Annotated in this window: 11 protein-coding genes; all 11 read left to right on the top strand. The window is 42.3% G+C overall.

Annotated features, from left to right (window positions below):
• Window positions 1-43 precede the first annotated feature (43 nt).
• The 11 genes from EKM80_RS06795 to EKM80_RS06745 all read left to right on the top strand — a co-directional run bounded on the left by EKM80_RS06795 (window position 44) and on the right by EKM80_RS06745 (window position 12,491).
• The gene (locus tag EKM80_RS06795; RefSeq protein ID WP_125552362.1) at window positions 44-1,357 is read left to right on the top strand and encodes a DRTGG domain-containing protein; all 1,314 of its coding nucleotides are present in this window, start codon (window positions 44-46) and stop codon (window positions 1,355-1,357) included.
• A gap of 2 nt (window positions 1,358-1,359) precedes the next feature.
• Window positions 1,360-2,313 carry a DHH family phosphoesterase gene (locus EKM80_RS06790; RefSeq protein WP_125552361.1) on the top strand — a complete coding sequence of 318 codons (954 nt, stop codon included), beginning with the start codon at window positions 1,360-1,362 and terminating at the stop codon, window positions 2,311-2,313.
• A gap of 11 nt (window positions 2,314-2,324) precedes the next feature.
• A complete protein-coding gene (locus EKM80_RS06785; protein WP_125552360.1) occupies window positions 2,325-3,674 on the top strand; it encodes a DEAD/DEAH box helicase in 1,350 nt (449 codons plus the stop codon).
• Between the two features lie 26 nt (window positions 3,675-3,700).
• Entirely contained in the window at window positions 3,701-4,696 is a 996-nt protein-coding gene (locus tag EKM80_RS06780; RefSeq protein ID WP_125552359.1) for a hypothetical protein, read from the top strand.
• Window positions 4,697-5,071: 375 nt separating this feature from the next.
• The gene (alaS, locus tag EKM80_RS06775; protein WP_125552358.1) at window positions 5,072-7,714 is read left to right on the top strand and encodes an alanine--tRNA ligase; all 2,643 of its coding nucleotides are present in this window, start codon (window positions 5,072-5,074) and stop codon (window positions 7,712-7,714) included.
• A 117-nt stretch (window positions 7,715-7,831) separates the two neighbouring features.
• Complete coding sequence (locus EKM80_RS06770) at window positions 7,832-8,089, top strand: IreB family regulatory phosphoprotein (protein ID WP_125552357.1); 258 nt, start codon at window positions 7,832-7,834, stop codon at window positions 8,087-8,089.
• Window positions 8,090-8,091: 2 nt separating this feature from the next.
• Window positions 8,092-8,520, top strand: coding sequence for a Holliday junction resolvase RuvX (gene ruvX / locus EKM80_RS06765; RefSeq protein WP_125552356.1), 429 nt, complete (start codon window positions 8,092-8,094; stop codon window positions 8,518-8,520).
• Between the two features lie 105 nt (window positions 8,521-8,625).
• Window positions 8,626-8,934: a DUF1292 domain-containing protein gene (locus EKM80_RS06760; protein ID WP_125552355.1), complete on the top strand. Its 309-nt coding sequence runs from the start codon at window positions 8,626-8,628 to the stop codon at window positions 8,932-8,934.
• Window positions 8,935-9,208: 274 nt separating this feature from the next.
• Window positions 9,209-9,484 carry a cell division protein ZapA gene (locus EKM80_RS06755; protein ID WP_125552354.1) on the top strand — a complete coding sequence of 92 codons (276 nt, stop codon included), beginning with the start codon at window positions 9,209-9,211 and terminating at the stop codon, window positions 9,482-9,484.
• 27 nt (window positions 9,485-9,511) lie between these two features.
• A complete protein-coding gene (locus EKM80_RS06750) occupies window positions 9,512-10,045 on the top strand; it encodes a CvpA family protein (protein WP_125552353.1) in 534 nt (177 codons plus the stop codon).
• Window positions 10,046-10,133: 88 nt separating this feature from the next.
• Window positions 10,134-12,491, top strand: coding sequence for an endonuclease MutS2 (locus tag EKM80_RS06745; RefSeq protein WP_125552352.1), 2,358 nt, complete (start codon window positions 10,134-10,136; stop codon window positions 12,489-12,491).
• The last annotated feature ends 78 nt before the right edge of the window (window positions 12,492-12,569 follow it).

The raw sequence follows: 12,569 nt of genomic DNA, 5'->3' as shown, positions 1-12,569 counted from the left end.
TTCGATTATAAGCGGAAACATGTGGTTTAACGGAGGGTAACGGATGGCATCAAAGCGGGAGCAAGGCGTACAACATATTAAAGCGCTAAAAATTGGTGAGCGAATCTCGGTGCGTGGATTAGCACACGATTTAGGTATTAGCGAAGGGACTGCCTATCAGGCAATTAAAACGGCAGAAACGCGTGGATATGTGTCAACAATTGAGCGTGTTGGGACTGTGCGCGTTGATCCAATGCCGCCAGCACAATTAGAAACGTTGAATTACCATGCGTTGATCCAGATTATCAATGGCGTTATTTTAGGTGGTGAAGCTGGATTAAACAAGGTACTACACCGTTTTTTAATTGGCGCAATGACAGGGGATCGGATGGTACCTTACATCACTAAGGATTCACTTTTGATCGTTGGTAATCGTGAGGAAATCCAACGTTTAGCGCTGGAAAATGGTGCTGCCGTGTTAATTACTGGTGGCTTAGGTGCTAGTCCGGAAATTATCGAATTAGCGAATCAAAAGGCATTACCGGTTTTGATGACGCCGTTTGACACCTATACGGTAGCTAGTTTGATCAATCGGGCGTTAGCTGACCAAGCTATTAAACACAAGATTGCCACCGTTGCTGATATTTATATTCCGTTAGCACAAACCAAGTATCTATATAGTCGGCAAACCGTGGCGGATTATAAACGATTGAATCGTAATACCGATCATTCGCGCTTTCCAGTGATCACACAACGGCAACAGTTAGTTGGGGTGGTTACAAGTAAAGATATTTTTGATTACAGTGGTCAGACAACCTTAGATAAGGTGATGACGGCGACACCCGCTACTGTCAATGAAACCACCAGCTTGGCTAGTGTTAGCCATATGATGGTGTACGATGGGTATGAATTGATTCCAGTCGTAGATAGCCGTTTACACTTATTAGGTATCATCAGTCGCCAGGACGTTATGGCGACCTTAGACAGTCATCGTGAACCAGTCCAGTTAAACGATACATTTTACGATCAAGTTGTTAGTAATTTGAAGGAAACCATTGGTGGCGTCTATCAATTGGTCGTCAGTCCGCAAATGATCAATCAGCTCGGTACGATTTCATTTGGTGTTTTAAGTGAATTGGTCGTCAATGCTTGTCAGCGACTATTAGTCACCAAAATGAATCGGCCATCAACCATTGATCAGGTGGATCTTCATTATTTACGTTTGATTCAATTAGATACTGAACTGACAATCACACCTGTAATTATGGAAAGTGGGCGTCATTCGGCTAAGCTAGACGTTAACGTGCAGCAAGCCGGTGGACTTGTTGCCAAAGCCATTGTTGTTTGCCAACTTTTAGAAGGACATCGAGGAAAATAAATATGCAAAAATCAGAATTACAACAACAAATCATTGCTCAGATCAAGGCGTATGATACAATCATTATTCACCGTCATGAAAAGGCAGATCCAGACGCATTGGGTTCACAGGTCGGTTTAGCTGAAATTATTCGGGCTAGTTTTCCGGCTAAAAAAGTTTATACGGTTGGTATGAACACTGAAGGGTTAGACTGGTTAGCAACGATGGATCAAGTCACTGATGCGACTTATAAGTCAGCGCTAGTGATTGTTACCGATACGGCTAATACGCCACGAATCGATGATCAGCGCTTTAATCAAGGGCAGGCATTGATCAAAATTGATCACCATCCCAATGATGACGCATATGGCGATATACAGTTAGTTGAGCCTGATGCTTCTAGTACCGCCGAATTAATATTTGACTTGCAAGCGTCGAGTAAAGAACTGCATCTTTCTGCGGCAGCAGCACGGTTACTATACGCTGGAATCGTTGGTGATACTGGTCGTTTTATGTATAACAGCACCAGTGCACACACACTTAACGTTGCAGCGGACCTAATTAAGCAAGATTTTGATCAGACCTTGGTCAACCAAAATCTAGATACGTTGACGCCAGAACAAGCCCGCCTATCAGGGTACGTCTTGGCCCACATGACAATTTTGCCTAGTGGCGCGGCTTATGTTGTTTTATCAGCAGAAACTTTAACCGCATTGCAAATTAGCGTTGCGCAAGCACATGCGGTAGTTTCATTACCTGGTAAACTTGCGGCTGCTCAGGCCTGGGCAATTTTTGTTGAACAGGCACCAAATAATTATCGGGTACATCTGCGTTCAAAAGCGCCAATTGTCAATGAATTAGCTAAGGCTCACGATGGTGGTGGACATCCATTAGCTAGTGGTGCGCGGGCCTACAGTGAGGCTGAAATCAAGGCCATTATTACAGAACTTGATCAACTCGTGCAAAATAATAAATAGAAGAGGTAGTTATGAGTACATTTAAAGACTTCAAATTGAAGCCGTATATTCTGCAAGCATTGGCGGATATTCGCTTTATTCAACCGACTCCAGTGCAAACCAAGTTAATTCCAGTGATTCAAGCTGGCAAAAGTGTGGTTGGCCAATCTCAAACGGGTAGTGGTAAAACCCACGCTTTTTTGATTCCAATTTTTAACCAATTACAAGAAAAAAATCATGAAGTACAAGCTGTAATTACGGCGCCAAGTCGTGAATTAGCGGAACAAATTTATCAGGCAGCGGAGCAAATTGCTAAGTTTAGCCCAGAACCGATCAACGTACAACATTACGTTGGGGGCACGGATAAACAACGCCAAATTGATAAGTTGCATCATCATCAACCACAAATCATTATCGGAACACCAGGTCGAATTCTAGATTTGATCAATAGCAAAGCACTAAAAAGCTACACGGCTACAACGTTTGTAGTCGATGAAGCAGATATGACGCTAGATATGGGCTTCTTAAATGAAGTCGACAAAATTGCGGCAACTTTTCCAGCTGACTTACAGATGATGGTTTTCTCAGCGACAATTCCACAAAAGTTAGAACCATTCTTGCGTAAATATATGAATGCGCCAGTTATCGAAGAAATTCCAACGGACACAATCATCAGTCCTACGATTAGTAACTACTTGGTGTCGACGCAGGGTAAAGATAAAAATCAATTAATTTACCAATTGGTTAAAGATAGTAATCCGTATCTGGCCTTGATATTTGCCAATACTAAGCGACGAGTTGACGAAATTGCTGACTATTTGATGAAACAAGGGCTAAAAGTAGCTAAAATCTCAGGTAGTTTATCACCACGTGATCGGAAAAAGACCATGCGTCAGATTCAGAATCTTGATTTTCAGTACGTGGTTGCCACTGATTTAGCGTCACGTGGGATCGACATTGCCGGCATTTCGCATGTTATCAATACTGAACTGCCGGCTGATCAAGAATTCTTTATTCATCGTGTTGGCCGTACTGGTCGTAATGGGTTGTCAGGGATTGCAATCACGTTATATGAACCAGGGCAGGAAAAACAAATTACTGAACTAGAAAAGTTAGGGATCACTTTTGAACCTAAACAATTGAAAAATGGTCAATTAGTGGATGGCTATGATCGTAATCGCCGGGCTAAACGTGAGAAAACTAAACAGGCTTTGGATCCAACTATGGTCGGCTTAGTGAAGAAACAAAAGAAGCAACATAAACCAGGTTACAAGAAACGGATCAAGGCGGCAATTGATAAGGATGAATGGTATAAGCGACGGGTTAAGATGCGCGAAGGTTTGCGCGAACAAAAACGTAAAAATCGCGATGCTAATCGTTAAAATTTGCTAGGTGGAGGGCCACAATAATGAATATGCAAGAAAGTTTAATGTTAGCTAATTGGCGCCAACTGGAACGTGAACAGCAGCGCGAACTGTTTAACCAAATTTTATTGTATTACGTCAATCCACTGTTGCAGATCGGCCAAACTGATTTTGTTAGTTTCAGCATTGGCGGTGAGCGCTTGACTACTTTAGCGACTTGGATTCAAGGTGAGCGTTTCATTTTTATCCCTGGCCAGGAATTGATCACTGTAGGTTGGACAAATGAAGGGGCGTCACTGGACTGGGCAGCTTTTCAGGCGGTCGCTAAGCAAAACCCTAGCAAATTAGCTGATTTAGCAGCGGTACAACAATACGTGGAACGTTTCACTAGTACGCCGCGTGAAGCAACTTTGGCACCGCTGCTGGTTGCTGAACGAGCGTTACCCGCTGATCAGCAAGTTCGTGGGTTGTATCAAAGTGTGACTGGCCGCTTTACTGGTGATCAAAGTCTTTTTCACAAGTATCGACGTGAATTAATGACAGCATTGCAACCCAAAGCGGAGGCCTTAAATCCGTTTGTGACCAATGCGGTGGCGGCACAATTAACGGAACACTTAAGCTTACGGTTGCTCAGCGACGGTATTAACTATCAGGTCTGTGAGTTAGTACCAACTACTTATGGTCAATTAAAGCAACAGGTGGAAAAGCGCGGTTTTGATTTAACTACACCAGCTGAATGGGAATATCTGGCCAATAATGGTCAAACGACTTTATTCCCGTGGGGTAACCAAATTACTGCACCGGCACCAGTTAAAAATGGATTTAACTTGGAAATTAGTCAAGCGCATCAGGCCTATGAATTGACTGATGATCTTGGCGTCTTAAAGTTAGGTCCAGCCGCCAGTGATGGTGGTTTGTTGATCGAGCAGCAGCTACCACAGTCAGCTTACTATCAGTTGGCTACCGCAGTGACGTTAGAACAAGCTTTGCCGCCACAACAGTATACCTACCGCAAAGTGATTCGGGTGACATTTGACTAAAAAGTACAGCACTAAATTTTAGCAATGAACTAATCGTCATGCGCACACATGGTTTAAATGTGTTCACCAAGGCGCAAGTGCCTGTTCTGTTGGTTGACAGTTAGCCGATAGATGATTATAATAATTTCAGAAAATCAATCTAGACCGGATATGTCCTGATCGTTGGTGTCCCCAGGAAGTTATGCCTTGACTGCAAGCATAATGACACGATGATCAACGATGCTCCCTGTCGTAATCGCTGACTCGGCGTTATCGAGTTTGAGAGGGAACGATGACATCGTTGCAATCAAGGTGGTACCGCGCTGTGAGGCGTCCTTGAATCGCAACGGTGTTTTTATATGGTCTTTTACATTATTTATCCAGAAAGAGGTTACCATGAAAAAATTATCCAGTAGTCAAATTCGGCAAATGTATCTTGACTTCTTCAAGAGCAAAGGCCATTCAATTGAACCATCCGCATCATTAGTGCCAGTCGATGATCCAAGTTTGTTGTGGATCAATTCTGGTGTTGCCACAATGAAAAAGTATTTTGAAGGCCGCGTCGTTCCAGAAAATCCTCGCTTAACCAGCTCGCAGAAAAGTATTCGGACTAACGATATTGAAAACGTTGGTAAGACAGCACGGCATCAAACGCTATTTGAAATGCTAGGCAATTTTTCGGTTGGTGATTACTTTAAAAAAGAAGCAATTCCGTGGGCTTGGGAATTTATGACTAGCCCTAAGTGGATGGCTTTTGATCCAGAAAAACTATTCATCACCGTTTATCCTGAAGACAAGGTCGCTAAAGAACTTTGGTTGCAAACTGGGGTTAAGTCCGACCATCTTTTAGAAGATGAGGATAATTTCTGGGATATCGGCGAAGGTCCCAGCGGTCCTGATTCAGAAATTTTCTATGATCGTGGGCAGAAGTTTAACAATGTCGCTGAAGATGATCCAGAAAATTATCCTGGTGGTGAAAATGAACGTTATTTGGAAGTCTGGAATATTGTCTTTTCCGAATTCAATCATAAGCCAGATGGCACATACGCACCGCTACCACATAAAAATATTGATACAGGTATGGGACTAGAACGGTTGGTTTCCGTGGTTCAAGAAACTAAAACTAACTTTGAAACGGATCTTTTCATGCCGATCATTGAAGCAACTGAACAAATGAGTGACGGTAAGCGTTATGGCACTGATAAAACAGTTGACGTTTCCTTTAAAGTTATTGCCGACCATGCACGGGCGGTCACTTTTGCTATCGGTGATGGCGCATTGCCATCCAATGAAGGCCGTGGGTACGTATTACGTCGCTTGATTCGGCGTGCAACAGTGCATGGTAAAAAGTTGGGTATTAACCAAGCTTTCTTGTACAAATTAGTGCCAGTCGTTGGCGAGATCATGGCAAGCTACTATCCAGAAGTGCTGGCGCAAAAGGATTATATCGCTAAAATTATCAAGTCAGAAGAAGATCGTTTCAACAATACGCTGACTGATGGGTTGAAATTGTTGGATAAACAGATCAAAACTGCTAAGCAAGCGCATGAACAAACCCTTTCTGGTAAGACTGTTTTCATGTTATTTGATACATTTGGTTTCCCATTTGATTTGACCAAGGAATACGCGGCCGATGAAGGGCTTGAAGTTGATGAAGCCGGTTTTAATGCGGAAATGAAACAGCAAAAAGACCGTGCCCGCGCTGCTAGAAGTCAAGATAATGGTATGGGTGTCCAAAGTGGGTTATTGTTAGATGTTAAAGTGCCTAGCAAATTTATTGGTTGGGATCATCTAAATAAAGAAAACGCTAAGTTGGCGCTAGTGGTTGCTGACGATAAAGTCGTTGACCAAGTCACAACTGGTGAAGCCCAAGTGATTTTTGATGAGACACCATTCTATGCCGAAATGGGCGGCCAAGTTGCTGACCGTGGTGATATTTTTGATGCTGCCGGTGTAAAAGTGGCAACAGTAACTGACGTACAACACGCACCAAATGGCCAAAACTTGCATACCGTCAAAGTGTTAGCACCTTTGACTAAAGGCCAAACGTATCAATTAAAGGTTGACCCTGATTTCCGGCGTGCGGTTTCGCGCAACCACACGGCTACCCACTTGTTGGATCAAGCGTTACGTGACGTATTAGGTGAACATGTCCATCAAGCTGGTTCCTTAGTTGAGCCTGACTACTTGCGTTTTGACTTCACCCATGCTGGCCAAACAACGGCGGCCGAATTGCAGCAAATTGAAACGATTATCAATGAAAAAATCTGGGCAGCACTACCCATTAGTTGGGTCGTTACCGATATTGAATCGGCTAAAAAAATGGGTGCTATTGCCATTTTTACTGAAAAATATGGTAAAGAAGTCCGTGTCGTTTCAATCGGCGACTATTCTCGCGAATTTGATGGTGGCACGCATGCCAATAATACGGCCGAACTCGGTTTGTTCAAATTTACTGGTGAAACTGGTATTGGTGCCGGTGTTCGCCGGGTTGAAGCCGTTACTGGTAAGGCGGCATTTGAGTTTATGGCACAACGTGAAGCTTGGTTACAGGATACGGCTAACTTAGTTAAGGCACCACAACTCCAAAATGTTGTCAGTAAAGTTGAGCAGTTACAAGATCAATTGAAACAAGCTGAAAAGCAGATTGAAAGTTTACAAGCCAAGGCAGCACAACAACAAGCGGCTAATATTTTCCAAAATGTGCAAACGATCAATGATGTCACCTTAGTTGCAGAACAAGTCAATGTGGCCGATATGAATCAGCTGCGCCAATTAGCAGATGATTGGAAACAAAAAGCTGTTTCTGACGTTTTAGTGTTAGGCACAATTGTTGGTGAAAAAGTTAATTTAATTACGGCAGTTACTAAGGACGGGATTGCTAAGGGGATCAAAGCAGGCGATTTGATTAAAGCCATTGCGCCAAAAGTTGGCGGCGGTGGCGGTGGTCGTCCTGATATGGCGCAAGCTGGTGGTAAAAATCCGGCGGGTATGACTGATGCGTTACAGGCAGCGCAAACCTTTTTAGCAGGAAAATAAAATTGTATCTAACCGGCTTTTCTAGTAGAATGTAGGGTGAGTCAAGATAGATTTTCTTGATAGAAACGATAAATAAGTATTAGCATAGAGATTTGTGAGAAGGGTAAGGTGTTTGCGGTGAGTTCATTAGATAAAACGGTCAGCTTTGATTTTGGGCATGAGCAGCCAAAAAATGTGCAGCAGACCTTAGAAACGGTCTATCAAGCATTAGAAGAAAAAGGGTACAATCCAATTAATCAGATCGTCGGTTACCTATTATCTGGTGACCCAGCGTACATCCCGCGTTATAATGACGCGCGGAACCTGATTCGCAAGCATGAACGCGATGAAATTATTGAAGAGTTAGTCCGTAATTACTTGAAAAAGGAGCGCTAAAAATGCGCTATTTAGGCTTAGATGTTGGTTCCAAAACCGTTGGCGTCGCCGTCAGTGATTTATTGGGCTGGACGGCGCAAGGGGTCGAAATTATCCGGATCGATGAGAACCAAGAAGAATTCGGTATTGACCGGGTCAAAGAATTAGTTACAACGTATTCTGTTACTGACTTTGTAGTCGGCTTACCGAAAAATATGGATAATTCCATTGGTCCACGCGCAGAAGCCTCACAAGCTTATGGACGTCTATTAACAGCGACGTTTGATTTACCGGTACATTTTATCGATGAACGGCTAACCACAGTTGAAGCAGAGCGGATGCTGATCAGTCAGGCCAATACATCGCGTAAAAAGCGTAAAAAAGTGATCGATAAATTGGCTGCGGTAATGATTTTACAGAATTTTTTGGATCGCGAGTCGAATAAGGTGTAGTTACGCAATACAATATGCCTTTTGGTAGACGTTTTCACTAAATTAATTGCAAAAACTAACTTAGTATTAATTCCCAAATACGACATTAACCTTAAGGAGATTAACATGGCTGACAAAGAATTACCTCAAAATGAGGACGAACGACAAATTACATTAGTCGATGAAAATGGTAATGAAGAATTATACGAAATTCTATTTACCTTTGATTCTGACGATTACGGTAAGTCATATGTATTATTATATCCAGCTGGTACGCCAGAAGATGAAGATGTCGATATTCAGGCCTTTTCATATAAAACTAATGATAAAGGTGATCCTGCTGAAGGTGATCTATTCCCAATCGAATCAGACGAAGAATGGGACATGGTTGAAGAAGTTTTGAATACCTTCCTAGCTGACGATGACCAAGAATAAAGTGACGCAAGAGCGGTGCAAATGAAAAATTTGCATCGTTTTTTTAATCACTAAAAGGCTCATCGTGTCTATTGAAATTTAGGGATTAAACGGCTAATTTGCCAGCCTATTTTACAGAAATAATTTGGCATAAAAGGGAGAAAAAGAATTAAATTGCTGATCGCTGCGTTAACATTTTCTTAAAGCGCTGTTTATTTACGTTTTTTCATGCTAAAATAAAATGCGACGAATCACTTTTAGGAACAGATATTATTTTAAAAAGGAGGGGCGTTTGATGGCAGAGCAGAAACGACGCTTCAAAGTTGTGATCGATAATAAACAATACGTGATTATCGGTAATGCTTCGGATGCACATATTCAAGCGGTCACTCAGTTGGTGAATAATCAGTTGGCGCAGATCAAGTCAGTGGCAACAACGCTGGACGATGAGCAAACTGCAGTTTTGTTAGCAATTAATACGGTATCCGATCAATTGAAGCTACAAGAAAAAATCGAACATTTAGAAAAAGAAAATGAACAATTAAAACAACAGTTAGCGGATCAAAAATAAGTTCGCATCTAAGCAAAGAGGAAACTAATGTTATCACTTATTATTATAATCTTTCTAGCCTATGCCTACTATGTTGGTACGCGGCGTGGCTTGGCGATGCAAGCAGTCTATACGCTGGGGTGTTTGCTGGCCTTTATTGTCGCACGGCTTAGCTACTTACATATGGCACCTAAATTAACGTTGTTGATTCCTTATCAATCAGCAACTGAAACCAGTCAATTTGCTTTCTTTAGTCATAAAACTGGTTTAGAATTAGATAATGCCTTTTACGCTGCGATTGCGTTTATGTTAATCTTGTTGGTTGGTTGGCTGTTAACGCATTTTGTGGCAATTTTATTGCATGATCTGACGTTTTATCCGTTGAGCCACCGCTTAAGTGTTGTCGGTGGTGGCGTATTATCCGCGGTAACCGTCTATGTAGGTATCTTTTTATTGCTGACTGTCTTGGCCTTAATTCCCGCTGCGGGGATTCAGTCGTTACTGAGTCATTCAATCTTGGCACAGGGAATGGTTCGTTTTACGCCGATCCCTGCACTTCACTGGTGGTTAAAGGCAATTTAAGTTAAGTTATTGATGGAGAAGATAGTGAGTTTATGGCTATCTTCTTTTTACGCTGTTAAGGGTTTTTGTGTTGACAGAGGAGGTTCATATGAATTCAAAAATTTTAGTGATTTTAGAGTTTGCCAAAATTAAACAAGCATTACAACAATATATTGTTTCAGCTATGGGACAGTCACAAGTGGCGGCGTTGGTGCCGTTAAGCGATAGTGAACAGATTCAACAACAATTGGATGAAACTAAAGATGGCGCCGATATTTTACGGCTAAAGGGACCAATTCCAATTCCACAACTGGCTAGTGTTAGCGGTCATATGCAACGGTTGGCGATTGGTGGGACGTTAAATGGTGTCGAGTTGGCTGAAATTGGTCGGGTGCTACGAGCAGCTAACGCGGTTGATCATTTCTTTGTAGAATTTGCTGAAGAGGAGATCACTTTACGGCAAGTTGATGCCATCCAAGCACAATTAGTCACGTTACCTGAATTAACAAAGCGGCTCCGCTTATCGTTGGAAGAAGACGGTCACGTTACCGATGACGCATCAACTAAGTTACGCGGTATTCGTAATGGTATTCATCAATTAGAGGGTGATATCCGCCAAAAAATGACCGGTTTTACGCGTGGTAACAGTGCTAAATATTTAAGTGATCCGATCATCACTATCCGCAATGATCGCTACGTTATTCCAGTTAAGCAAGAATATCGTAGCCATTTTGGCGGTGTCGTTCATGATCAAAGTGCTAGTGGGTTAACCTTATTCATTGAGCCACAAAGCGTTATGGAATTAAATAATCGCTTGCGGCAACGACAATTAGAAGAGCAACAAGAAGTTCAGCGAATTTTAGCTGAATTGTCTGAAGCAATTGCACCTTATCAAGATGAAATTACGCAGAATTCAACTATTTTAGGTCAATTGGATTTCATCAATGCCAAGGCACGTTATGCCAAAGCCATCAAAGCGACCGAGCCAATTCTGAATTTAACGAATGAGGTTAATTTACGTCAAGCGCGCCATCCATTGATCGATCCTAAAAAAATTGTTGCCAATGATATTATTTTAGGTCGCGACTATCGGGCGATGATCATTACTGGACCGAATACTGGTGGTAAAACGATCACGTTAAAGACGATGGGAATTTTGCAGCTGATGGCACAGGCCGGCTTATTTATTCCCGCTGCTGAAGAGAGCCAAGTTGGTGTATTTGATAATATTTTTGCCGATATTGGGGATGAACAATCGATTGAACAAAATTTAAGTACTTTTTCTGGACACATGGCTAATATTGTTAAAATTTTAGCACAGGTGGATGATCATAGTTTGGTACTGATTGATGAGTTAGGCGCTGGAACTGATCCGCAAGAAGGGGCTGCACTGGCGATTGCAATTTTAGATCAGTTAGGTGCCACCAACAGTTATGTTTTGGCAACGACCCATTATCCTGAACTTAAGGCGTATGGTTATAATCGACCAGGCACAATCAACGCTAGTATGGAATTTGATGTGCAAACACTGCAGCCAACTTATCGCTTATTGATCGGTATTCCAGGACGATCAAATGCGTTTGAAATTGCAGCGCGCTTAGGTCTAGCTGACAATATTGTTGCACAAGCAAAACAGTTGATCACTGCCGATAGTCAAGATTTGAATAATATGATCAGTGACTTAGAAGCCCAGCGTAAAGCAGCTGAAAACGAGCGCTTGACTGCTAAAAACTTATTGGCGGAAGCCGATAAGCTACATGCGGATTTGGCGAGTGCTAGTACTGAGTTTGTCACGGCACGTGAACAACAGTTGGATAAGGCCAAAGATAAAGCCAATGAAATTGTGGCCCATGCACAAAAAGAAAGTGACCGCATTATTCACGATTTACGTGAAATGCAAAAGCACCAACAACAAACAGTTAAAGAGCATGAACTTATCGCTGCTAAAACTGGTTTGGCTGGGTTAAAGCAAGAAAAAGCATTGTCCAAGAACAAGGTATTGCGTCATGAAAAACGCCGGCAAGCACTAAAAACTGGCGACGATGTGATCGTGACAACTTATGGTCAGCACGGTATTTTGCTGAATCAATTAGACAAAAAGCATTGGGAAGTTCAATTAGGCATCTTAAAAATGAAAGTTGCCACCGATGATCTAGAGAAGATCAAAGGGGTTGCGGAAGAGAAACCACAACGACACATGGCAACGGTGCATGCCGGTAATCATGTTAGCTCAACGCTAGATCTGCGTGGGGAACGCTATGAAGATGCATTAGCTGATGTTGATCGCTATATTGACGCTGCATTATTGGCCGGATACGGGCAAGTGACTATTGTCCATGGTAAAGGGACAGGTGCCCTACGCCACGGTATTACCAATTATTTAAAAACGAATCGCCAAGTGAAAAAATACGAATTTGCGCCAGCTAATGCCGGTGGCGACGGGGCAACGGTAGTGACCTTTAAATAGTTTCTAATTAATAGTAAGCGAATCATTTGTTGTTGGTTAACTTTTCTGCTAGAATTAAATTATCTCAGAGGGGGTAGT

The sequence above is a fragment of the Loigolactobacillus jiayinensis genome, assembly GCF_003946445.1.
GTDB lineage: Bacteria > Bacillota > Bacilli > Lactobacillales > Lactobacillaceae > Loigolactobacillus > Loigolactobacillus jiayinensis.
The sequence above is the reverse complement of the archived record's forward strand: the minus strand, read 5'-3'. Positions and strand labels throughout refer to the sequence as shown.